The sequence below is a fragment of the Methylobacterium sp. Leaf361 genome (genome assembly GCF_001424445.1).
GTDB lineage: Bacteria > Pseudomonadota > Alphaproteobacteria > Rhizobiales > Beijerinckiaceae > Methylobacterium.
This window is the reverse complement of sequence record NZ_LMPY01000002.1, coordinates 1-23,745: the sequence shown is the minus strand read 5'-3', so window position 1 is coordinate 23,745 and position 23,745 is coordinate 1. Positions and strand designations below refer to the sequence as shown.

Below are 23,745 nucleotides of genomic sequence, written 5' to 3'. Positions count from 1 at the left end.
TCGCTCCAGGCCATGCTGCCGGTGCTCGAGGCCGTCGTTCAGACCGGCAAGCCGCTCCTGATCATCGCCGAGGACATCGAGGGCGARGCTCTGGCCACCCTCGTCGTCAACAAGCTCCGCGGCGGCCTSAAGGTCGCGGCCGTCAAGGCGCCGGGCTTCGGTGACCGCCGSAAGGCGATGCTCGAGGACATCGCGATCCTGACCAAGGGYCAGATGATCGCCGAGGAYCTCGGCATCAARCTCGAGAACGTGACGCTCCCCATGCTCGGCCGCGCCAAGCGCGTGCGCATCGAGAAGGAGAACACCACGATCATCGACGGCGTCGGCGAGAAGTCCGACATCGAGGGCCGCATCTCGCAGATCAAGGCGCAGATCGAGGAGACCACCTCGGACTACGACCGCGAGAAGCTYCAGGAGCGCCTGGCCAAGCTSGCGGGCGGCGTCGCGGTGAGGAGAAGAAGGACCGCGTCGACGACGCCCTCAACGCCACCCGCGCGGCGGTCGAGGAAGGCATCGTCCCGGGCGGCGGCACCGCGCTGCTGCGCGCCACGCCGGCTGTTCAGGCTCTCTCAAGCGACAACCCCGACGTCCAGGCCGGCATCAAGATCGTCCTGAAGGCCCTTGAGGCGCCGCTGCGCCAGATCGCCCAGAACTCGGGCGTCGAGGGCTCGATCGTGGTCGGTAAGATCCTCGCCGATGCCTCTTCGACGTTCGGCTTCGACGCCCAGACCGAAGCGTATGTCGACATGCTTCAGGCCGGCATCGTCGATCCGGCCAAGGTCGTCCGTGCGGCCATTCAGGGCGCGGCTTCGGTCGCCGGCCTGCTGGTGACCACCGAGGCCATGATCGCCGAGGCTCCGCGGAAGGAGGCCCCCCCGATGCCGGGCGGCGGCGGCGGCATGGGCGGCATGGACTTCTGAGCTACCAAACCAGTTCCAGTGATACCCGACGAGCCGGATGCCGGCTCGTCGGGGCGTATCACGCGGGCCGGGATGTGGGGACCGGCCCCGCTCCGGTGCTGCGGGTGCACGGGACCGAGGCGTTCCCGTCCATCGGCGCCGTGTCATCGCGTTCGATACCCGCGTCTGGCGCCGCGAGGCGGCCCGAGACGCGGGAGGCCGCGGCGGCGGCCGATTCCGAAGTCGCTCCTGAGGGCAACGCACATGCGCATTCTCGTCGGCTGCGAGATGACCTACGAGTTTCCGCAGCCCACCCCCGTCATCGCGACGCTCAACGTCCACGCATCGCGCTTCTCGGATCTCGAACGACCCGACTACCTGATCACGACCCCCGCTGTGCCGGTCCAGGGCTACCGTGACAGTTTTGGGAACTGGTGCAGCCGCATGGTTGCCCCGGCTGGCCGCTTCAAGCTGCGGACCGACACGATCGTGCGGGACCCCGGCGGCGGCGACCCGGAGGTCTCCAACGCTGGGGAGACCGCCATCGAGACGTTGCCGTCGGACACGGTGCTGTTCCTCCTCGGCAGTCGGTACTGTGAGACCGATCGTCTGTCATCGATCGCCTGGGATCTGTTCGGCCACCTGCCGCCGGGCTGGGGGCGTGTGCAGGCGATCTGCGACTACGTCCATGATCGAATTACCTTCGGATACGAGCATGCTCGGGCAACGCGGACGGCCTTCGATGCATTCGAGGAGCAGCGGGGCGTCTGCCGTGATTATGCGCATCTGGCGATCGCGTTCTGCCGGTGTCTCAACATCCCGGCACGCTACTGCAACGGATATGTCAGCGACATCGGTCTGCCGCTGCCCCATGCGCCCGGCGATTTTGCCGCCTGGATGGAGGTCTTTCTCGGGGGCCGCTGGCACACATTTGATCCGCGCAACAACAGTTCACGCATCGGTCGGATTCTGATTGCCTATGGTCGGGACGCCGCGGATGTCCCGTTGACGCTGACCTTTGGCCCCAACGAACTCGTCGCGTTCCACGTGACGACGGAAGAAGCGCCTCCCATATAACCGCGGACTTCTGAATGCGGCGTTGGCTGCTTGCAGCCGTTGACCGTTTGACTACAAAAGCCATCAAGCCGCATCCAAGATACCGCGAATTCGTGTCGCGTCCTCGATGCAGATCAATAAATGCAGCGCTGATGTCTGCTTGTTGGGCGTTATTCAAACAAGTTGAATGACCGACTTGGGCGCGAAACCGAACGTCCGGTTCTGCGCGTGACGGCGTTCTGGCATGACGTAGTCTGGCCGAAAGCTGCTGGTCCGCTTCGTAGCAGGCAAGGCGGTGAACCGGACATTCTTCACGGCTCGGATGAAGGCCCAAGAGTTACCCTTCGCAGGTATCCAGGGCACCCGCCGCGATCAACCGCTGTCACCCTCGAAGCGGACGTGCAGCGTAGGGCGGCGAAGCTCACGGACCGAACGCTTAGATATGAGAGCTTCCCACTATCGCAGCATAATTGATCGGTCCGCAATCTGCTCGGCCAACGCCGTATCATGCGTGACGAAGAGGATTGCGAGACCGTCCCGCTCGTTGGCCTCGCGAAGCAAACCTGCAACCTCCATCTGGTTGATGGGATCGAGCCGTGACGTCGCCTCGTCCGCGAACAAGAAGACGGGATCGAGCAGCAGCACGCGTGCGAGGGCGAAGCGCTGCAGCTCGCCGCCCGAGAGCTCGCCGGGGCGCTGATCTCGGAGGCCAGGCGAGAGCTTGAGGCGCGTGAGCAGCTGCTCAATCCGCTCCTGAGCCAAGCCATGCCTTCGCGCCAGGTGGTCGAACGCTCGACCCAAGGTCTGGTGCGACACAAAGGCCGCCGGAGGATCCTGGTAGAGCTTCTGGAACCTAGTCGGGACGATGCCCGGCATTCGCCGGACCCAGCCGCAATCCGGCCGCTCGGTGCCGATGAGAATATTCCCGAGCGTGGTCTTGCCACTGCCGCTCGGCCCCACCACGGCGACGATCTCTCCCTCCCGGACATGGACGCTCAGGTCTGTGAACAGCTGCCGGCGCCCGAACGCCTTGGCCAAGCCAGTCCCCTCGATCACTGAGGAGCCCGGCTGCCTTGACGCGCGAGGTGACCAGGCACTTGGGTCGGCATTGATCAGCGCCCGCGTGTAGGCATGGATCGGCGCATCGAGGAGACCCGCCGTCGGCCCAGCCTCAACCGCCTGCCCGTCGAGCATCACGCAGGCCGTGCCGCCGAGTGCACGCGCCAAGGCGATGTCGTGCGTGATGGTGAGCAGCAAACGTCCTGTCGCGATCTCCCGCCGCAGCCGCGCGACAACGTCGGCACGCAGGACGCCGTCGAGGCCCTTGCTGGGTTCATCGACCAGAAGCAGCGGGGTGTCAGCCGCGTGCGCCATAGCAAGCGCCAGGCGCTGGCACATGCCGCCCGACATCTGGAACGGGTAATGCCCGCCCGCATCGGCGAGGGCGACCTCACTGAGCCCCATGGCCGCGAGGCTGTCCGCGTCTCGGCGCCGATGCACATACCGGTGGACCTCGGCGAGTTGGCCCTTCGCGCGCATGGTCGGATCGAGGGCGGTCCAGGGCTCCTGGGGGAGGAGGCCGATGCGCCGTCCCCACAGGCTTCGTCGGGCCACCTCGTCGAGGCGTAGGAGGTCCGCGCCGTCGAGGAGGATGCGCCCGCTCGCCACAAGGCTCGGCGGCAGGGTCCCCATGATGGCCTGGGCCACGAGCGACTTGCCCGAGCCAGACTCGCCGAGCAGCGTGAGCGGCTCGCCCCGCCCGACCGAGGCCGAGAAGCCGGAGACCAGGACCCGGTCCCCTGTGCGGATTGTGAGATCCTCGATGCGCAGGGCTGCCGTCACCGGACCGTTCCCCCGCGGGCGGTGAGCTGCAGGCCGAGCACCAGCAGGAAGATCAGGATGCCGGGCATCAAGACCGCCAGTGGCGCCTCGGCGTAGTAGGGCAGGAGCTCGACAATCATGCTGCCGAGCTCCGGCGTCGGCGGCTGCAGCCCGACGCTGATCGCCGACAGGGTCGAGATCGCCAGGATGGCCGTGCCCATCGCGAAGGAGGCCAACGTCAGAAGAAGCGGCGCGATCTCGGGCAACACCTGATGGCGCAGAATGTAGAAGGTCCCGAAGCCGAGCAGGCGCGAGGCCTCGATCCGCGGCTCGACGAGCAGTCGCGCCGTGGTGGTGCGGGCGACGCGGAAGAACTCGACCCAGAGCGAGAGCGACAGGCCGAGGTAAAGCGGCAGGAAGTGACCAGGCGCGAACGCGAGCAGGAGCAGCACGAGCAGCAGCCCGGGCAAGGCGAGGACGATGTCGGACAGGGCTACGAGGGCCCGCTCCGTCACGCCGCCGTGCCAGGCCGCCAGCACGCCGAGCAGGAGCCCCGGCATCGCCGCGCTCAGCATGGTCAGCAGCGCCATGCCGAAGGAAAGCCGAGCCCCGTGTGCAAGCCGCGCCAGCAGGCTGCGCCCGTAATGGTCGGCCCCGAGCAGGAAGTCGCCGCCGATGGGCGCCAAGCTCGCGGACAGGTCCTGACGAGCGGGATCGGCGGTCACCAGGATTGGGCCAAGGAGCGCGAAGGCCGCGAGCAGGGCGAGGAGCCCGAGGCCGATCCGGCGCGAGATCGGCCGGGCGGTCGGACGCGTCAGCGCCGTGCCGGTGAGGTCCTGCATCTGGAGCATCATCGGGTGGCACCCAGGCGCGGGTCGAGGAACCGGCAGAGTAGGTCGACCCCGAGGTTGAGGAGGACGAACATCAGGCCCATGACGAGGGCGGTGCCCTGAACCATGGGCACGTCACGGGCGATGACGGCATGAACCAGCGCGTGGCCGATGCCCGGATAGGCGAACAGCGACTCGACCACGACGACACCCTCAATGAGGTAGACCGCCTGGAGGCCGAGATAGGTGACGACCGGGATGGCGGCGTTGCGCAGCCCGTGCCGGACGAGCACCGCCCGCTCAGGCAGGCCCTTGAGCCGGGCGAAGCGATAGTAGGTCGTGGCCCCGACCTCGGCGACGGCGTCGCGCGCGACGCGGCTCGACACGGCGGCGAGACCGAGTGCTAGGGTCAGGCTCGGAAGCGCCATCTCGCGCCAGGTGCCGTAGCCGGCCGGCGGCAGCCATTCGAGCCGGATGCTGAAGACCAGCATCAGGACGAGGCCCAGCACGAAGGGCGGCAGGGCCCGCAGCGCCACGGCTCCGACCAGCGCGAGCCGGTCGAGGCCAGATTCGGCCCGCAGGCCGCTGACGAGGCCGAGCGGGAGGCCGATCAGCAGGGACAGGACGAGGGCGCAGGCGGCGAGCCACAGGCTGGGCCCGAGCTGGCTCGCGAGTTCCTCCGAGACCGGCTCGCCGCTGACCAGGGAGTTGCCCAGGTGCCCCTGGGCGAGCTCGCCGAACCAGTGCAGCAGCAGCTCCGGCCATGGTCGGTCGAGGCCGAGCTCCTGCCGGACGGCCTCCGCGGCCTGCGCGGTGAGCGCGTCCGGGCCGTACCGGTCGGCGGCGATGCGGAAGGCCGCGTCACCTGGCAGGACCCGGACGAGGGCGAAGCACAGGCCGCCGACGACGAGCGCGACGAGCGCGGCCTGGGTCAGCCGTCCGAGGAGAAGCCGCGTCATGGCGTCCCCCAGTGCATCTCGGCGAGCCCGTAGCTCCGTTCGAGTGGATCGGCGCGCACGCCGGCCACGCGCCGGTTGGCAACAACCGCCAACTCGGCCCAGGTCACCGGGATGACCGGCAACTCGGCCTGCAGGATCTCCGCCAGCTTGCGCTGCAGCGGCTCACGCTCGGCCGGATCGGCGAGGACGGCGAGCCGGTCGAGAAGGGAAGCGGTCTCCGCGTTCGACCAGTTCATCGCGCCCCAATCACCCCCGTCCGGCCCGAAGTCTTGGAGGATCGTGCCCAGCGGATCCGGGATCATGGCGAAGCTGCGGGAGATCAGGCCGAGATCGAGGCTGCCGTCGCGGTGGCGGGCCGGGATGTCCGAGGTGTTGCCGATCGAGACGGCGAGATCGATGCCGACCTCGCGGGCTTGCGCCTGGATGGCCGCCGCCAGGGGCGGCAGCTCGGGCCAGGCGGAGTAGGTGCGCAGGGTGGCCGCGAAGCGCCGGCCGTCGCGCTCCAGGATGCCGTCCGTCCCCGGCCGCCAGCCAACCTGCGCCAGGAGGAGGCGCGCCTGCGCGAGATCGCGGGTCAGCGGCGGGATCCCCTCAGCATGCCAGCCTGAGACGGCGGGCGGGAAGAGCTGGTCGGCCCCAAGGCCGGGATTGCGCAGCAGGACCTTGGCGAGGCCGGCGCGGTCGAGGGCGAGGCTCAGCGCGCGTCGGGCGCGCGGGTCGGAGAAGAGGGGTGAGCCTGCATTCAGCTTCAGGAGCCGGGTCCGGGGTGGGGTGACCGTTTGCACCGCGAGCTTCGGGTTCCGTCGCAGCCGCGCGAGCGAGACCGGAAGGATCGAGATCACGACGTCGGCCTCGCCGCTCTCAGCCATCAGGGCGCGCGTCTCGCCCTGGCCGACGGCGAGGTAGCGCGCCCGCGCGATGGCCGGCCGTCCGCCCCACCAGCCGTCGAAGCGCTCCAGCTCGATCCGCAGCGGCGGGGCGACCGTAACGGCGCGATAGGGCCCGGTGCCGATGAGCCGGACGACCCGCCCACTCGGGTCGTAGGAGGCCGGCGCCAGGATGATCGTGGTGTGGTTCGCCAGAAAGGCCGGCAGCAGCGCGAAGGGCCGCTTCAGCACGACGACGACGGCCCCGTCCTCGGCCGAGATCGTGGCTATGGGGAGGCGCGAGAGCGGACCGACATTCGCCCGGGCGCGTCGAAGGCTCTCGGCGGCGATCTCCGCGGTCAGGGGCGAGCCGTCATGGAATCTGACGCCCGAACGTAGGGGGAAGCGCCAGGTTAGGCCGTCCGGCGCGACCGTCCATCCGGTGGCGAGGCCGGACGCCGGCGCCCCAGCCGTATCGACGCCAACGAGGGTCTCGGCGACCTGCAGGCGGGTGAAGGCGTGGCCGTTGCTCGCGGGATCGAGGCCGCCGACCTCCCAGGGACCAACGACGGTCAGCGCGCGCTCGGGCGCGCTTCGGTCCTCGGCGGCTCCGGCGGCCGGGGCCAGTGCGAGGAGGCCGACAAGGCCGAGCAAGCCGCGGAGGACGGCGCGGCGTGGTCGGGGCACGAACGTCATGCGGAACGGGGCTCCGAAGAGAGGTATCAGAAGCGGGCGGCGACGCCGCCGGTGATCAGGCGCGGCGTGCCCGGCGTGGCGTAGCGGTTGCTGAAGCCGCGGTCGTAGTAGACCTCGTCGAAGAGGTTATCGAGATTCAGGTAGACCCGCACGTCCGGCGTAATCCGGTAGTAGGAGATCAGGTTGAAGGTCGCATATTCGGGCAGGTCGAAGGTCGAAACGGCCGTGCCCGCCGCGCGGCGGCCGACGAAGTTCACGCCACCGCCGAGGCCCAAGCCTCGCAGCGCGCCGCCCTGGAACTCGTAGACGCTCTGGAACGCGAAGGCGTTCTCGGGGATGTTGGCGACGCGCGAGCCGACCGGGATGGTGTTGTCGCGGGTCACGGCAGCATCGACGTAGGTGTAGGTCCCGATGACCCGCCAGCCCGGAGCGAGGTAGCCCGCGACGCTCAGATCGAAGCCGCGGCTGCGGATCTCGCCCGCCGCGACGCTGAAGTTCTGGTCCACCGGATCCGCGGTGAGGACGTTCGTCCGGGTGATGTCGAACAGGGCGGCGGTGGCGCTGAGGCGGCCGTCGAGCAAGTCGAACTTCGCGCCGACCTCGTAGCCCTCGCCTTCCTGGAAAGCGAAGGGCCGGAAGTTGCGGTCGGTGCCGCTGTTCGGCCGGAACGAGCGCGCGTAGTTGCCGTAGACGGCGACCCAGTCGAGAAGGTCGTAGACGAGACCGAAGCGCGGCGTCGCGGCCGTGCCCTGAAGACGCGTCGTGGTGTTGTTGATGTAGGAGGTCGAGGTCAGGCCGATATCCTCGAGGCGCACGCCTACCAGGGCGTGCAGGCGCGGCGTGATGTCGATCTGGTCCTGCACGTATCCGGCGTAGCTCTGCGTGTTCTCCAGGAGGTTGCTGCCCGGCACGGTGAGCGGGGGCAGGGCCTGGCCGTAGCGGGGGTTGAGCAGGTCGAGGAAGAACGGGTTGGTGGTCGAGTTCGACCGGGTGATGACCTCCCGGTAGCGGTAGCTGTCGTACTCCAGGCCGAGCAGCAGGGTGTGCCGGAAGGGACCGGTCTCGAACTTGCCGGCGAGATTCACCTGCACATCGAGATCGGACCAGGTCAGCTCGCGATGGTCCAGGGTGCGCCGGAGCGTACGCCCGTCGTTGAGGATGCCGACCGTCTGCACAGCGTCGCCCGCGATGTTGCCGCCCAGCACCTGCGTGCCGGCGGTCAGCACCCAGTCGGGATCGAACCGATGCTCGATACGCAGCTGTCCGAGTGCGTTGTCGTTACGGAACGGCGCAAGGCCGGGCTCGCCGATGTAGCGGGAGCGCGGCACCGCCAGGACGTTGCCGCGGAACGGCACGATGCCCCGGTCGAAGATCTGCCCGGCGCTGATCAACTCGCCTTCGAGCGTGATCGTCGTGTCCGCAGTGGGGCGCCACGCAATGGCAGGCGCGACGTAGTAGCGGTCACTGCTCACGAAGTCGCGGAAGCTGCCGTTGTCCTCGACCGCGCCGGTAATACGGGCCAGGACCGTCCCGTCCTCGCTGACGGCGCCCGTCGCATCGAAGGTGCTGCGCTTAGTGTTGAAGCTCCCGTACTGCGTGCCGATGGCGAAGGAACGCGCGGCCAGCGGCTGCTTCGAGACAATGTTGAAGGTGCCACCCGGATCGCCCCGGCCGTAGAGGAAGGCCGAGGGGCCCTTGAGAACCTCGATGCGCTCGATTGAGGCAATATCGGGCGAGTTCGGGTAGCCGCGGTTGATGGGAAAGCCGTTGCGGTAATACTCGCCCGTGGCGAAGCCGCGGATGGTGAATTCCGAGAGCCCGAGGCCTGCGAAGTTGTTGGCCCGACCGACGCCGGCGAGGTCGAGGGCGGTGTCGATCCGGGTTGCGGCCGCGTCTTCGAGCACTTGGTTCGGGACGACGACAACGGTCTGAGGAACCTCACGCAGGGGGGTATCCGTGCGGGTCGCGCTGACGCTCTGCTTAGCAAGATAGCCATCCGCGACGAGACGAGGCCCACCGTTTCCCTGGACCGTCAGCTCGTCCAGCCGCACCTCCTGGGTCGCGTCGGCGGCCAGCTGCGCGGACGCGACGACCGGATCGAGGCCGACGGTCAGGAAGGTTGCCAGAGCGACCGTGCACGGCCACGTCTGTTCCCGGCCGGGCACGGACGCCGGGGCACGACTGGCCTTGCCACCGGGCTTGTGAGCGAATCGGAGTGGCTCCGAGAGCGTCAGACCTGACCAGTGCGGCATTGCGGGAGCCCTTGGCCGGAACAAGGGCAATTCCAGGCACGCTTGCGCGAGAGCAGGCGGTCAGCGCCTGCCACGGCCATGCGTTCCCTTCGGACACCCCGCCCGAGAAACGAAAACCATTGCCAAGGCAGGTCTCCTGGCTCGCGGGTCGTCACCTCTGCCTGACCTTCCCGGTGCAGAGCACCAGTGATCGTTCTCGGCAGCGGCTCGCCGCTCACAGTTGCGGGGGCAGCTCCGGCCTCGCCCTTGCGGGCTTCACCGAATTCCCTCTTAGCTCACGATCACGAAACCGTGAGAACCTTGACGGTGTCCCTCATCGGTCCTGCAGCAAGAGGAGTCAACCTATTGAACGCAGCTTAGACACCGGCGCGTAGAACGAGGGAGGAGCTCGTTGCCGCATCGGGCCAGAGCCGACGGTTGGCCCAATATGCTGACAGAAGCTGCCTCCGGTCCTGCAGCCTCGCGTCGTTGGTCCAGATCTGGCCGCAGAGAATTGTCTTCGGAGGCGTGGACGAGCAGAACATCGACTGGCTCATAGTCGAGCATACTGTTGAGGGCGTTCCTGTGGCAGACCTTGCCTACCCGGCTGATGGGCGACAGCACGTCCTCCGAATACGAAGATGATGGGCCCCGTTCGAGCCCTTGCCTCAGACGGCCTCCTAGACGGATAACAGGCGCTCCGCATAATACCGGCCCACTGCCTCGATCATCGGAGCGAACTGCCAAACGATTGAGGGAACGAGGGCTTCGACATAAAGACTCTCTTCGTTCACCTGAATGACGCCGCTTCCTCTCTGGCCGTAGCCGCCGACTGTGAATCCGCACCTATTGCCGAACCATTCATCGAATTCAACGATGATATTTTTTCGCGCCAAATCCCGAAAAGCCCAATTCGCGCGCCGATCGAGGCGTCGGCGTGCCTCGGGCAGCCCAATGTTATGATGTAGCGTCAACGCTAGGCGCTTCGGTATCATCGGAGAACGATAGATATTCATCGGGATTGATCGCACTGGTGAAAAGCTCTTTGGGCGCAGCACGTGCTAGTTCGCTAATTGTACATTCGGATCAGCGTTCATCTGCCTCGGGATCGTTCGTCAGTGCGGTTACGAGTGCGAACACCATCGCGAGAGCAGGGGTCGGGAAGGCCTCGGAGATATGCCTCCGATACGCATTCGCCCCCCAGGAACGCCACACGGCACAATGAAAGCCCTCCTCGGAACGACTTCCCGTATGCACCTGCCATGACCATCCAGGTAGGATGCGTTCCAGCAATTCTTGCGCGGCATCGAGGCTGGCGGTGAAGGCGGGACAACTATCCTTGCCATGGCGGAGAACCGTACCGCTTGGACCGTGCCCCCAAAGCATCTTGACGTCATCGCGATATGGCCGCCACTCGATCCGGTGGATGACCGTGTCGATCTGGCTATCCAAATCGCGATCTGGTCCCTCGATCTCGCGCAAGCGCACGATCAGTCCGCGCAGCACTGTAGGGCGAGGCGCGCCCATGCTGCGCCGCGTTTCCGTCAGCTGAACCCGCATCAGGCATCTCTGACAGTCAGCGGGCGCGAGCGGCGGCGCAGCGACCGGCACTCCACTGCAGGTCGAGCCGCGATGAAGCGCATCGCCAGGGCAGCCGAGCATTGGAGCCGACACATAAGATTGGCAGTGATCCGGGCAATAAGCGTGCGATTGTCATTTGAAGGATAGGGAAGGCTGATTGGCCAGTATCGGATGCTGCACGACACCACATAGCGCTCATGAGGCGGCCCAATAATCAGGAAGGGATATTTGTATCGGCGCCATATCGGCTTATCTGTTTTGCGATCAATTACAGAGCCGCACGGCAGATGTCGTCGAAGCTGCGTACTATCAAATTGCTTGTGCTTCTCCGCGCATATTTTCTCGGTGTCGCCCGGAGAATTGCGAACGCTGCGCGCCACAGAACTTGGTTGGCCGAACCCGACGTTGGGGTCGCATCTCTCCGACGTCGCAAGCGAGCCGGCAGCGGGAAACAGCACGCACGGGTGGATATTCGGCACCGACCGGACCCCAATCGACAAGGGGCAGAGGTCAGGCGGACGCGTTGCATCTAGGCGCGGGCAAGCCAAGCCGGCATAGCCGCTGCAAGCGACCCACCGGGACACCCCGCCCGAGAGACGTTCATCGATCGAGGTAGGTCTCCTGGCTCACGGATCAACGTCTCTGGCTGGCCTTCCCGGTGCGAACGCCAGTGACCATTGTCGACAAAGACTCACCGCTTACAGTTGCGGGGGCAGCTCCGGCATCACCCTTTCAGGCTCACCGAATTCCCTCTTAGCCTCAAGCCGGCAAGCCGGTTCGAGGAACCACGATAGCCAAGCATGGCGCGAAGCTATGCGGTTTGTCAAAGCCGCTTGTTAACATGCTCGGCTACGGCCGACCGAGCCAGCGACGAGAGCCCCTTTCGAGGTTCAGGCAGATCGATAGGTTGAGACCGATCGTTCGGACGGTCCCAGACGATCCGAGACAGGCAGTCGTCCGCCGTCGAGGGTGGCGACATGCCGGCGTCTCCATCCCGACACACCACCCGGATGAAAATGCGAGTTCAAACGTAACAACAGGATCAAGCCTTGACGGCGAGCGTTACCCGAATGCTAAGCTTTGCCGGACGTTTCCCTTCGGGGATCAAAAGGGAACATGGTTAGGGGCAACCCGAAGCCACGGCTGCCCCCGCAACTGTAAGCGGCGAGCCCAGCACCACCGCGTCACTGGATGCATATCATCCGGGAAGACGGTGCGAGGGCGGTGACCTGCGAGCCAGGAGACCTGCCGTCAGCCGTGGTCACACGCGAAACGCGTCGGGCGGGGTGTCCTGATGGGTGTCGAAGCGCTGGGCTCTAGCCGGGCGCGACGACTTCATTCGCGGTGACGTGCCACTGCCGCCGTCGAGGCTTTCGTGTCCCGTCGTTCAATGCGCGCCCTGCTCGCGCTATCCGGCTGCAGCCTCGCTGCGCTGTCGACCGCGTCCCATGCGCAGGATCGTACTGCCCAGGCCGCTTCCACCTCCGAGACGACGTTGGAGGAGATCTCGGTCACCTCGGAAACAGCAGCTGCAAAGCCGCAGGCTGCACCTGCCGCAAGCGCCGGATACGTCGGCGGTATCACCGGTATCGGCGGCTCGTTGCTCAGTGTGGACTCGGCAAGCGCCGGGATCCTGACCGGGGCGCAGGTCAACAACCGGCCCGTCACCCGCCCCGGCGAGGTGTTGGAAGCAGTGCCGGGCTTGATTGTCACGCAGCACTCTGGTGAGGGCAAAGCCAACCAGTTCTTCCTGCGCGGCTTCAATCTCGACCACGGCACCGACATTGCCCTGTTCCTCGACGGCATGCCGCTCAACATGCGCACCCACGCCCACGGTCAGGGCTACGCCGACATCAATTTCCTCATTCCCGAGCTCGTCGGCGCGGTGGAGTTCCACAAGGGACCGTACTTCGTCCGCGACGGCGATTTCGCCTCCGCGGGTTCAGTGCGTATCGACTATCTCGACAGCGTGCAGAAGAACCTCGCGCTCACCTCAATCGGCTCGTTCGGCTACAAGCGCGCCCTTTCCATCGCCTCCACCCCGTTCGCTGAAGGCAACCTACTCGTCGCCGCCGACGCGCAGATCTACGACGGGCCCTGGACCGTGCCGGATGCCCTGCGCAAGATCAGCACGGTCGCCCGCTATAGCCAGGGCACGGCGCTCGACGGCTTCTCTGTTACCGGCATGGCCTACGCAGCTCGGTGGACGGCCACCAACCAGATCCCGGAGCGCGCCGTCGTCTCAGGCTTGATCAGCCGGTACGGCACGATCAACCCGACCGATGGTGGCGACACCTCGCGGTTCTCGCTATCGGGACGGTTCAGCGCAACAGACGACACCGGCGTTACGCGGGCCTCGGCCTACGTGATCCGCTCCCAGCTCAACCTATTCAACGACTTCACCTATTTCCTGAACGACCCCGTCAACGGGGACCAGTTCCACCAGCTCGACCAGCGGATCATCGGCGGCGGCGAGGCGCTGCACATCTTCCAAGGCGACCTGTTCGGCCTGCCGATGGAGAACGAGATCGGCGTACAGACCCGCACCGACTCGATCCGGGTCGGCCTGTTCAACACGACGAACCGGCAGTACCGCTCCGGCGTGCTCGACGACCGGGTACTGGAGACGAGCGGGGCCTTCTACTTGGACAACCGGGTGCGCTGGACCGACTGGCTGCGAACCAGCCTCGGATTCCGCGCCGATGGCTACTACGCGAGCGTCGTCTCGGACACGCCTGCGAACTCCGGGAAGGCACGGGACGCCATCGTCAACCCAAAGCTCGGCCTCGTGCTCGGCCCGTGGTTCGACACCGAGCTCTACGTGAATTACGGCGGCGGCTTCCACTCGAACGACGTGCGCGGCGTGACCGCCACCGTCGATCCGACAAGTTCGCTGTTCAACACCACTCGCTCGCCCTTCCTCGTCCCCTCCACGGGCTACGAGATCGGCCTGCGCAACCGCTCCATCGCCGGGTTGGAGACGAGCCTCGCCCTGTTCCGGCTCGACTTCGCCTCGGAGAACCTGTTCCAGGGCGACACCGGCACCACGGAGCCGAGCCGCCCGACCCGGCGCTTCGGCGTGGAATGGACCAACCGCTACGCAGTCACCCCCTGGCTATCGTTGGAGGGCGACCTGACGATCACCAACGCCCGTTTCTCGGACTACGACCCCGTGGGCAACCGGGTCCCGGAGGCCCCCACCACCATCGCGTCGGCGGGCGTCACGTTCGGCGAGCCGCTCGGCTGGTTCGGGTCGCTCCGCTTCCGCTACTTCGGACCGCGCCCGCTGATCGAGGACAATTCCATCCGCTCGCGTCCGACCGCGCTCCTCAACGGGCGGGTCGGCTTTGCCTTCGTGAACGGCGTGAGCGTCTCGCTGGACGTGCTGAATCTGACGAACAGCAAGTCCGACCAGATCACCTACGCCTACGTCTCGCGCCTTCCGGGCGAGCCCGCCGAGGGGCTGATCGACCGCGTGTTCCACCCAGTGGAGCCCACGGCGGTACGCCTCACCATCGCCGGGCGGTTCTGATGCCGAAGGTCCGAGGCGCCGGCCCCTTCACGAACGTCCAGATCTTGAGTGAGCGCATCAGCCGAGTTCATGACGCGTACGCCAGTGCAACTCGCGTTCGACTTGCTCTCGAATGTCAGGGCGTAGCGCACCACAGGCCTTTTTTCGCTGCAGGCTTTCCTTGATGTGCCCGGCAAAAGGGCGCTCGTTCGACCATCGCTGACGGACCGTTTCCAAGGCAGAATTCGTTGGCATCATCTTGTGCAAGTGAGAGGAGCCTCGGTGGCGACCTTTTGAAGGCCCCCTCCATTGTCGGCAAGTCGCGCCTGTGGCTCAGGGATGGTGATGCAGTCATCTGAAGTGAAGTGATGGTCAGCACCATTCGCAATCGACAGGCGAGGCCTCGCTCGATTAGAAGCAGGGTGGCGCTGCTTTACCTCGTTCTGATCGCGGCCAACGTCGCCGCCTGGTCCTGGGCCTACAGCCTGTTCGCGGGGCAGCCGGCCCTGCTCTCGACCGCGCTGCTGGCCTACGTCTTCGGGCTCCCACGGATCTCGCCCATGCCCGTCTTCGATCTGGCGGCGACGCCCCTGCGCGCCCTGAACCAGGCCCTCCACGGCGTCGCTCCGGGACATCGATCCCGCCTTCGACNCGGCCAGCTTCCGGTCGAAGCTGTCCATATCCTTCTCGATGCTGGCGAGCAGCGCCGGATACCTCGTYCTGATCGCGGCCAACGTCGCCGCCTGGTCCTGGGCCTACAGCCTGTTCGCGGGGCAGCCGGCCCTGCTCTCGACCGCGCTGCTGGCCTACGTCTTCGGGCTGCGCCACGCGGTCGACCCCGACCACATCGCCGCCATCGACAACGTCACGCGCAAGCTGATGCAGGCGGGCCAGCGGCCGGTCTCGGTCGGCTTCTGGTTCGCCCTCGGCCATTCCACCGTCGTGGTGGTGGCCGCGGCCGCGGTGGCGCTGGCCGCCACCAGCCTGATCACGGCCTCGGAAGGCTACCGGGAACTCGGCGGCCTGATCGGCACAGGCGTSTCGGCCGCCTTCCTGATCCTCATCGGCCTCGTCAATCTCGTCGTCCTCGCGGGGGTCTGGCGCGCGTTCCGGCAGGTGCGGCGCACCGGCCGCTACGTCGAGGCCGACCTCGACATGCTGCTCGCCAACCAGGGCGTCCTCGCCCGGATCCTGCGGCCGCTGTTCCGCCTCGTGACGCGCTCCTGGCACATGTACCCGCTGGGCCTGCTCTTCGCGCTCGGCTTCGAYACCGCCACGGAAGTGAGCCTGTTCGGGCTCTCGGCCGCCCAGGCGAGCCAGGGCATCGATCTCTGGACGATCCTGGTCTTCCCGGCGCTGTTCACCGCCGGCATGACGCTGGTCGACGCGACCGACGGCGTGCTGATGCTCGGCGCCTACAGCTGGGCCTATGTCCAGCCCATGCGCAAGCTGTTCTACAATCTCACCATCACCCTGGTGTCGGTGGTGGTCGCGCTGGTGGTCGGCACGCTGGAGGCGCTGAACCTCCTGGCGGAGGCCTGTTCGCGGCGGCGTGGCTCCTGTCGTTCCTCATCTATCGCCTCGGCCGGTTCGACCGGATCGACGTAAAACCGGCAGATGCTCCCTGACCGCTCACGGGTATCGACCGGGACAACGACCGACCCGTCCCGGACGCCACACACCTCAACAAAGTGTTTCCGTGCGTTGACGGATGGACGCATCGCAGCCTAGCTTGAGCGCGACGGTTCCCCTCGGGGATCAAAAGGGAACGCGGTGAGGCCACGCCCGTGAGGGCTCGGCCGATGCCGCGGCTGCCCCCGCAACTGTGAGCGGCGAGTCCTTCATCACGACGTCACTGGGCGGCCTCGCCCGGGAAGACGATGAGAGGGCGACGACCCGCGAGCCAGGAGACCTGCCGTCAGCCGTGGTCACACGCGGAGCTTGCCGGGCGGGGTGTCCTGGGAGGTGTCGCGGCGCCGTGGTTCCCTTGAGGACGCGACCGCCGAGGCCTCGTTCGCGGTGACGTGCCACAGCCGTCCCCCGAGGCCGTCCCTTGTCCTGTTCCGTCCCCTCCGCACTTCGGCGCACGCTGGCGCCGTCCTGCGCCGTATCCGCGCTGCTCGTCTCCATTCCCGCCCTCGCGCAGCAGGTCGCTGCGCCGTTCGCCGATGCCCAGGGAGGCGCACAGGCCGCGGTCTCCCTGTCCGAGATCTCGGTCTCAGCCACCGGCGTGCCGACGCCGATTGCCAACACAGGATCGAGTGTCACCGTGCTCACCGACCACCTGCTTCAGGAGCAGCAGCGCCGGACGGTGCCGGATGCCCTCCAGCAGGTGCCCGGCCTCAACGTCGTGCAGACCGGCGGCGCCGGCGGCCAGACCTCCGTCTTCATCCGCGGAACCAACTCGAACCACGTGAAGGTCCAGATCGACGGCATCGACGTCAACGACCCCTCGACCCCGAACCGCGCCTTCGACTTCAGCCAGTTGCAGACCTACGACCTCTCGCGGATCGAGGTGTTGCGCGGGCCGCAGAGTGGCCTCTACGGAGCCGACGCCATCGGCGGCGTCATCTCCGTCGTGACCAAGCGTGGCGAAGGGCCAGCTCGGGCAACGGCGACCGTCGAGGGCGGCTCGTTCGGCACCTTCAACCAGTTCGGCAACATCTCGGGCTCGGAGGGGATCTTCGACTACTCGGTGTCGGTCGGCCACATCCGGCAATCCGCCGTCCAGATCACCCCGTTTGAGCTACTGCCCCGCGGCGTGCCGCTTCGGACAGCCTTCACCGACATCAAGACGGTCTCGACCAAGCTCGGGGCTCAGCTCACAGACGAGTTCCGTCTCAACTACGTCCTGCGCTTCTCCGACAGCGCGTATCTAGATCAGGCCGACGGCGGCTTCCCGTATCTGCCGCTGCCGTACCGGAACCTCAACGACCAGCAGCAGCTGATTATGAGGGGCGAGGCCGAGTGGACGCCGGTGCCGGGCTTCCACAACGTCTTCGGCGCGAATTACTCCAAGTTCGACCGCCTGTTCGCCGGCCCCCTTGATCCACTCGCGCCGCCGACGCCGACGACCTACCTCGGTGAACGAACCCGGTTCGATTACCGCGGCGACTGGCAAGTCTCACCCGGCAACCTCGTGCTGTTCGGTGCCCAGCGCGAGGATGAGCGCTTCGAGACGACCGGCATCGACCGGTCCAACGGCAACACCGCCGGCTTCGCCGAGCTTCAGACGACACCCTTCGCGGGCGCCTCGCTGGTCGCCAACATCCGCCACGACGCGAACGACCAGTTCGGCGGCGCGACCACCTTTCGGGTGGCGCCGAGCTACATCGTGCCCGGCACCGAGACCCGCCTGAAGGGCAGCGTCGGCACGGGCTTCAAGCCGCCGACTCTGAGCCAGCTCTATCAGGACTACCCGGGCTTCCGCTTCTTCGGGAACCCGAACCTGCGGCCGGAGGAAAGCTTCGGGTTCGACGGCGGCTTCGAGCAGCCGCTGTTCGATGGGTTCATGACCGTGGGTGCGACCTACTATCAGACCGACTTCAAGAACCTGATCCAGACGGCCTACTACCCGACCTTCTCGACCAACGTGAACGTCGGCCGTGCGACCGCCTACGGCACCGAGAGCTTCGTCGCCCTGCGCTTCAACGAGTTCTGGAGCGGGCGGCTGGACTGGACCACCACGGTGACGAAGGACGAGATCGCCCAGCAGGAGCTGCTGCGTCGGCCCCGCAACAAGGTCAGCGCGACCGCGATCTGGAACCTGATGCCGGGCCTGACCATGACCGGCACGCTCATCGTGCTGGGGTCATTCGTGGACGGCAACCGCGACTTCTCCGTGCCTCGCCTGAAGGCACCTGGCTTCACGCTGGTGAACCTGTCAGTCAACTACGCCTGGAGCGAGACCCTGACGGTGTTCGGGCGGATCGATAACCTGTTCGACCAGCGCTACCAGAACCCGACCGGGTTCCAGGGGCCGGGGCTCGCCGTCTACGGCGGCGTCCGCGTGACGTCGTTTTGAGGTCGCGGGTGCCAACGCGCATCGCACTCGTACTCGCGGCCATCTTGTCCGCCGTACCGTTCGGCGCGGCGGCGGCACCCGTGCGCGTTGTCTCGATGAACCTGTGCGCCGACGAGCTCGTCCTGCGGCTGGCAGACCGCGATCAGGTGCTGGCGGTCACCTACCTCGCCCGCGACCCACGCGGCTCGACGGTCGCGGCCGAGGCGGTCGGGCTGCCGGTGACGCGGGGCTTGACCGAAGAGGTCGTGGCCCTGAAGCCCGATCTCGTGATCGCCGGTGCCTTCACGACCCGCACGACGGTGGGCATGCTCAAACGCGTCGGCGCCCCTGTGCTCGAACTCGGCGTGCCGACCGACCTGGACGGCGTCCGCGCCCAGATCCGGCAGGTCGCGGCGGCGCTCGGCCACGCCGAACGGGGCGAGGCCATGGTCGCGGCACTCGATGCGCGTCTCACCGCCATCATACCGGCTAAGCAGCCCCTTCGCGCGCTGGTGATGCGTCCGAACGCCTTCACGGTCGCACCCGCCGGGCTCGGAGACGCGCTGATCCGCGCCGCCGGCCTCGTCAACGTCTCGGCCGAAATCGGGCGGGACCGTTTCGGGCAGGTCCCCCTCGAAGCGGCGGCGCTGGCGAACCCGGACCTGATCGTCGTCGACGAGGGCGCACCGGGCTCGCCCTCGCTCGCCGACACAGTCCTGCACCATCCCGTCTTCCAGGTCCTCGCACGAGCGCATCGGACGGTCGACATCCCGAACCGCTTCTGGACCTGTCCGGGGCCGCAGGTCGCCGAGGTCGTGGCTCGGCTCGCCGAGGCTGCGAATGAGCGGGCGCCCGGACCATGAACGCCCCCATCACTGCGCTCAGCTCCGCGGCATCCCGGCGCCTCGGCACACCGCGGGCCCAGCGCGCCGTCATCGCTATCCTCGGCCTGTCTACCGTCGCGCTGACGCTCGCCTCCATCGCCATCGGCTACGCGCCCTTCGACGTGCCCGCCGCCTTCGCAGACCTCGTCGCCGGCCGCACGACGCTGCCGGCCTTGGTCCTGTGGGAACTTCGTATTCCGCGCGCCCTGCTCGGAGCTCTGGTCGGCTTCAGCCTCGGCCTGACCGGCGCGGCGATGCAGGGCTACCTGCGCAACCCGCTCGCGGACCCGGGCATCCTCGGCATCTCCTCGGCGGCGGCGCTGGGCGCGGTGGTCGTCTTCTACGGCGGTCTCGCCGGAACCTTGAGCCTCGCCCTACCGCTCGGCGGCATCGCCGGCGCCGGCGTCGCCGCGCTCCTCCTGAATGCGCTCGCCGCCCGCGGCAGCAGCACCCTCGGGCTGATCCTCGCGGGAGTCGGCCTGTCCAGCCTGGCCGGGGCGCTGACCGCGCTGGCACTGAACCTGTCGCCGAACCCCTATGCGGCCCTGGAGATCATGTTCTGGCTGATGGGCTCGCTCAGCGACCGCAGCCTGGACCACGTGTTCCTATGCCTGCCCCTGATGGCTGTCGGCTGGGCCCTCATGCTGTCGACCGGTTCCGCCCTCGACGCCCTGACGCTCGGCGAGGACACCGCCGCGAGCCTCGGGGTCGGCCTCGTTTCCGTGCGCCTGCGACTCGTCACCGGTGCGGCCCTGGCCGTCGGCAGCGGGGTCGCGGTGTCCGGAGCCATCGGCTTCGTCGGCCTCGTCGTGCCGCATCTGATGCGGCCCCTCGTCGGTGGCCGCCCCGGCGCGTGCCTGCTGCCGAGCGGCCTCGCGGGAGCAGTCCTGGTCCTCGCGGCGGATATCGGCGTGCGCCTGCTCGCCACCCGGCCGGAACTCAAGCTCGGAGTGGTGACCGCTCTGGTCGGGGCGCCGTTCCTGATCGTGCTGCTCCTGCGCAGCCGTGGGAGGCGGGCATGAGCCTCGGGCTGCAGGATGCCCTAGTGACGCTGGATGGCCGAACCATCCTCTCGGACATGGGACTGACCGTTCGGCCGGGCCGCTTCGTCGGGCTGGTCGGCCCGAACGGGGCCGGCAAGACCACGCTTCTTCGCGTCCTGGCCGGGCTGATCACCCCAGCGCGGGGCCGGGTCGACCTCGACGGCCGTCCACTCGCCGGCTTGGCCCGCGAGGAGCGTGCCCGCCGCATCGCCGCCCTGTTCCAGGGGGGCGGCGTCGGCTGGCCGATGACGGTTCGCGAGATCGTGGCACTCGGCCGGCTGCCGCACCGGCGCGCCTTCGCATCCCTGGCCGAGGTCGACGAGATTGCGGTGGCGCGGGCTATGGCGCGTACAGACATTGCCCACCTCGCCGACCGAACGGAGCCGACCCTTTCCTCGGGAGAGCGCATGCGCGCGTTGCTCGCCCGAGCGCTCGCGGTCGAGGCGCCATGGCTTCTCGTCGACGAACCGGTCACGGCCCTCGACCCAGCACACCAACTCGACGCGATGGCGCTTCTTCGGAGCGTCTCCCGGGACGGCACCGGCGTCGTCGCCGTGCTGCACGACCTGACGCTCGCGGCCCGGTTCTGCGACCGCCTCGTCGTGCTGGCCGGTGGCCGCCTCATCGCGGACGGTACCCCGGAGGAAGCCCTGACCGACGTCCTGCTCGCCAGGGTGTTCGGCGTCAAGGCCGAGCGGGGCTGGGCTTCGGACGGAACACGATACATCCTGCCCTGGGCGCGGTCCGGGGCTCAGACGGAGGAACGCGATGACGTCACCACCACGGGCTGACGCGGTCACGACCCTGCTGCAAGAAGCTTTGGCCGACCCCGGCACCGCCTGGAGCCTCGGCAGCTTCGGGGCCATCGCCGAGTTCATGCGCGACCCCGACGAGGCCACGTCGCCGCTGCCGGACGGGCGCATGGGCATGGCGACGGAGCGGGGCGCCATCGCGCTCGCTCCCAGTCCCGACCTGCGTCCGGTGGCCTACGAGACCGCCGTCGTGACCGGCTGGAACCACGCCGTCGCCCTTTGTCTGCCTGAGGCGAGCTGCGCGATGAACCGGCGCGGCGTGGTGATGGAACTCGGCCCGGACCGGGACGCCGCCCGCGAACGGGACCGCGACGCCATCCTGTTCGATCTGGGCCTCGGCCTCTTGGCGGTCGATGCCTGCGTGCGCACGAGCGACCCGGAGGCCATCGCCTGCCTGCGGTCTGGCGTCGGACTGCCGCTGTTCGATCCTGCGAACCCCATCGGTCGCCAGCTCGTCGCGCTGAGCCCCCACCGGGTGTTCCTCGCCCGGGTCGGCCGCATCGAGGTCTATGCCCCGATCCCGGGCCCTGGCGGCACCAGCCCGGAGGGCCCTCACACCCACGTCCTGCCCAAGCTCCTGCGCGGCGGCCGCACTCATGGGGCGACCACCCCGATCCCGGCGGGCTGGGTTCCCTGCGCCGGCATTCATCCGGCTCACCCCTACAAGGACATGATGGGCCAGCGGATCGCCTTCGACGTGGCCCGGCATGACGCCTTCCAGGTGCTCCTCGACCGGTGGGGAGACCCGGACCTGCTCTCAGCCAAGCGCGGCGGGGACCTCGGCCCGGACAGCCTCGTGTCGAACCGCCACGCGCAGGCTGCCCGCCGTGTCGCCGAGGTCCAGGCGCGCTACCTGCGCGGTGAGACCGTCGAGGCCGACCCCGAGCTCGACGAGGACGAGGACGCCACCAACCATGCCTGACCCAGCGCTCCATGGACGTTGAGGCACCCCCGCGCCGGCAGAGGGTGGTGGGGCTGATTGGGTGCCCCGGCGCGGGCAAGACGACCTACGCGCGCCGGTACGACCCGCTGCAGGGCTGGGTGCACCTCACCCTGGACGACCTGCGCCAGACATTCTGGCCGCCGGACCGTCAGGTCTACTGGCAGGTGCGCCGGACTGACTGGGACGAGAGGGCGCGCCGATTGCTCCACGGCGTGAAGGTCGTGATCCGCCCCCAGTGAAGTGGTCCGCCCTGAGGTATGGCTTTCGGGCCAGGACGAGGACGGACAGATGGGAACGAAGCGGCACAAGCCGGAGGATGTCGTCGNTGATCCGCCCCCAGTGAAGTGGTCCGCCCTGAGGTATGGCTTTCGGGCCAGGACGAGGACGGACAGATGGGAACGAAGCGGCACAAGCCGGAGGATGTCGTCGCCAAGCTGCGGCAGGTGGATGTGCTGGTCTCTCAAGGCCAGAGCGTCGGGGACGCGATCCGCTCGATCGGCGTGACGGAGGTGACGTACTACCGCTGGCGCAAGGAGTACGGCGGCCTGAAGAGCGACCAGGTCCGGCGCATGAAGGATCTGGAGACCGAGAACCAGCGGCTCCGGAAGGCGATTGCGGATCTCACGCTCGACAAGCTGATCCTGCAGGAGGCTGCCCGGGGAAACTGACCAGCCCCGCGCGCCGACGCGCCTGCATCGCGCATGTGATGGACGTCCTGGACGTCTCCGAGCGCCGCGCGTGCCGTGCGCTCGGTCAGCATCGTTCGACGCAGCGCAAGGTGCCGCGGGGCAGAGATGATGAGGCGGCGCTGACCGCCGATCTCGTGGAGCTGGCTCGCCGGTACGGGCGCTACGGCTACCGGAAGATCGGCGCGCTGCTGAAGGCGGCCGGCTGGTTGGTCAACGACAAGCGGGTCGAGCGGATCTGGCGGCGCGAAGGGCTCAAGGTGCCCGGCCGCCAGCAGAAGAAGGGCCGACTGYGGGACGGGGATGGTTCCTGCATCCGGCTCAAACCGGAGCGGCGCGATCACGTGTGGGCCTACGACTTCGTCGAGGCGCGCACCCATGACGGGCGCAAGTTCCGGATGCTCAACGTCGTCGACGAGTTCACCCGCGAATGTCTGGCGATCCGCGTTGCGCGYAAGCTGAAGGGAGCTGACGTGATCGACGTGCTCTCGGACCTGTTTATCCTGCGCGGCGTGCCCGAGCACGTTCGCTCCGATAATGGGCCCGAGTTCATCGCCAAGTCGGTACAGTCCTGGATTGCGGCCATTGGCGCGAAGGCCGCCTACATCGCGCCAGGCTCACCGTGGGAGAACGGCTTTGTYGAAAGCTTCAACGCGCGATTGCGGGATGAACTTCTGAACGGCGAGATTTTCTACACCCTGAAGGAGGCACAGATCATCATCGAAAGCTGGCGTCGGCACTACAACACGATCCGCCCGCACGGTGCGCTTGGCTACAAGCCACCAGCGCCGGAGGTGTTCGTGCCAGCCATGACCGCTTGGCCGACTGCGCTCGCCCGACCGGCTCCGGCGGCCAAGCTACCCGTAGAGCAGAGGCCGACCCTGCACTAATTTTGAACTCGGACCACCTCGTGGGGGCAGGTCA

At 67.6% G+C, this 23,745-nt stretch carries 15 protein-coding genes, 3 pseudogenes and 4 riboswitches; of the genes and pseudogenes, 11 read left to right on the top strand and 7 right to left on the bottom strand.

Annotated elements, in window-relative coordinates:
• A pseudogene (groEL, locus tag ASG32_RS34870) lies at positions 1-920 on the top strand (chaperonin GroEL); the annotation flags it as partial.
• A 243-nt stretch (positions 921-1,163) separates the two neighbouring features.
• Positions 1,164-1,976, top strand: a complete 813-nt coding sequence (locus ASG32_RS02740; RefSeq protein ID WP_056522351.1) for a transglutaminase family protein — start codon at positions 1,164-1,166, stop codon at positions 1,974-1,976.
• Positions 1,977-2,411: 435 nt separating this feature from the next.
• Here the strand turns inward: ASG32_RS02740 and ASG32_RS02735 are convergent, their stop codons facing one another.
• The 7 genes from ASG32_RS02735 to ASG32_RS33660 form a co-directional block, all read right to left on the bottom strand.
• Positions 2,412-3,797 carry an ATP-binding cassette domain-containing protein gene (locus ASG32_RS02735; protein WP_056522347.1) on the bottom strand — a complete coding sequence of 462 codons (1,386 nt, stop codon included), beginning with the start codon at positions 3,795-3,797 and terminating at the stop codon, positions 2,412-2,414.
• On the bottom strand, positions 3,794-4,627 hold the full coding sequence (locus tag ASG32_RS02730) for an ABC transporter permease (protein WP_107351912.1): 834 nt from the start codon (positions 4,625-4,627) through the stop codon (positions 3,794-3,796). Before ASG32_RS02730 ends, ASG32_RS02735 begins: the two co-directional genes overlap by 4 nt.
• Positions 4,627-5,565, bottom strand: a complete 939-nt coding sequence (locus tag ASG32_RS02725; RefSeq protein WP_056522342.1) for an ABC transporter permease — start codon at positions 5,563-5,565, stop codon at positions 4,627-4,629. The genes ASG32_RS02730 and ASG32_RS02725 overlap by 1 nt, the downstream gene beginning before the upstream one ends.
• On the bottom strand, positions 5,562-7,127 hold the full coding sequence (locus ASG32_RS02720) for an ABC transporter substrate-binding protein (RefSeq protein WP_056522338.1): 1,566 nt from the start codon (positions 7,125-7,127) through the stop codon (positions 5,562-5,564). The genes ASG32_RS02725 and ASG32_RS02720 overlap by 4 nt, the downstream gene beginning before the upstream one ends.
• Before the next feature lie 26 nt (positions 7,128-7,153).
• Positions 7,154-9,379, bottom strand: coding sequence for a TonB-dependent siderophore receptor (locus ASG32_RS02715; RefSeq protein ID WP_056522335.1), 2,226 nt, complete (start codon positions 9,377-9,379; stop codon positions 7,154-7,156).
• Positions 9,380-9,487: 108 nt separating this feature from the next.
• Positions 9,488-9,697, bottom strand: a riboswitch (cobalamin riboswitch).
• Positions 9,698-10,038: 341 nt separating this feature from the next.
• Positions 10,039-10,374 carry a hypothetical protein gene (locus tag ASG32_RS32080; protein ID WP_244491780.1) on the bottom strand — a complete coding sequence of 112 codons (336 nt, stop codon included), beginning with the start codon at positions 10,372-10,374 and terminating at the stop codon, positions 10,039-10,041.
• A gap of 70 nt (positions 10,375-10,444) precedes the next feature.
• A complete protein-coding gene (locus ASG32_RS33660) occupies positions 10,445-10,918 on the bottom strand; it encodes a hypothetical protein (protein WP_157861890.1) in 474 nt (157 codons plus the stop codon).
• 614 nt (positions 10,919-11,532) lie between these two features.
• Positions 11,533-11,744: riboswitch (cobalamin riboswitch) on the bottom strand.
• Between the two features lie 266 nt (positions 11,745-12,010).
• Positions 12,011-12,207: riboswitch (cobalamin riboswitch) on the top strand.
• Positions 12,208-12,329: 122 nt separating this feature from the next.
• Here ASG32_RS33660 and ASG32_RS02710 point away from each other — a divergent pair.
• The 9 genes and pseudogenes from ASG32_RS02710 (at position 12,330) to ASG32_RS02665 (ending at position 23,711) form a co-directional block, all read left to right on the top strand.
• Positions 12,330-14,471, top strand: a complete 2,142-nt coding sequence (locus tag ASG32_RS02710) for a TonB-dependent receptor (RefSeq protein ID WP_199866070.1) — start codon at positions 12,330-12,332, stop codon at positions 14,469-14,471.
• 669 nt (positions 14,472-15,140) lie between these two features.
• Positions 15,141-16,078 (top strand): annotated as a pseudogene (locus tag ASG32_RS02705) (HoxN/HupN/NixA family nickel/cobalt transporter).
• 97 nt (positions 16,079-16,175) lie between these two features.
• Positions 16,176-16,385: riboswitch (cobalamin riboswitch) on the top strand.
• A gap of 118 nt (positions 16,386-16,503) precedes the next feature.
• On the top strand, positions 16,504-18,474 hold the full coding sequence (locus ASG32_RS02700; RefSeq protein WP_056522329.1) for a TonB-dependent receptor: 1,971 nt from the start codon (positions 16,504-16,506) through the stop codon (positions 18,472-18,474).
• Between the two features lie 8 nt (positions 18,475-18,482).
• Complete coding sequence (locus tag ASG32_RS02695) at positions 18,483-19,316, top strand: ABC transporter substrate-binding protein (RefSeq protein ID WP_056522325.1); 834 nt, start codon at positions 18,483-18,485, stop codon at positions 19,314-19,316.
• Positions 19,313-20,359 carry an iron ABC transporter permease gene (locus tag ASG32_RS02690; RefSeq protein ID WP_056522323.1) on the top strand — a complete coding sequence of 349 codons (1,047 nt, stop codon included), beginning with the start codon at positions 19,313-19,315 and terminating at the stop codon, positions 20,357-20,359. Before ASG32_RS02695 ends, ASG32_RS02690 begins: the two co-directional genes overlap by 4 nt.
• Complete coding sequence (locus ASG32_RS02685; protein WP_056522319.1) at positions 20,356-21,171, top strand: ABC transporter ATP-binding protein; 816 nt, start codon at positions 20,356-20,358, stop codon at positions 21,169-21,171. Before ASG32_RS02690 ends, ASG32_RS02685 begins: the two co-directional genes overlap by 4 nt.
• Complete coding sequence (locus ASG32_RS02680; protein ID WP_056522314.1) at positions 21,149-22,114, top strand: hypothetical protein; 966 nt, start codon at positions 21,149-21,151, stop codon at positions 22,112-22,114. Before ASG32_RS02685 ends, ASG32_RS02680 begins: the two co-directional genes overlap by 23 nt.
• A gap of 11 nt (positions 22,115-22,125) precedes the next feature.
• Positions 22,126-22,356: pseudogene (locus ASG32_RS02675) on the top strand (AAA family ATPase); the annotation flags it as partial.
• Positions 22,357-22,527: 171 nt separating this feature from the next.
• A protein-coding gene (locus ASG32_RS02665) for an IS3 family transposase (protein WP_107351911.1) occupies positions 22,528-23,711 on the top strand; the annotation gives its coding sequence in 2 pieces (ribosomal slippage) (positions 22,528-22,792 and positions 22,792-23,711; 1,185 coding nt in all).
• The last annotated feature ends 34 nt before the right edge of the window (positions 23,712-23,745 follow it).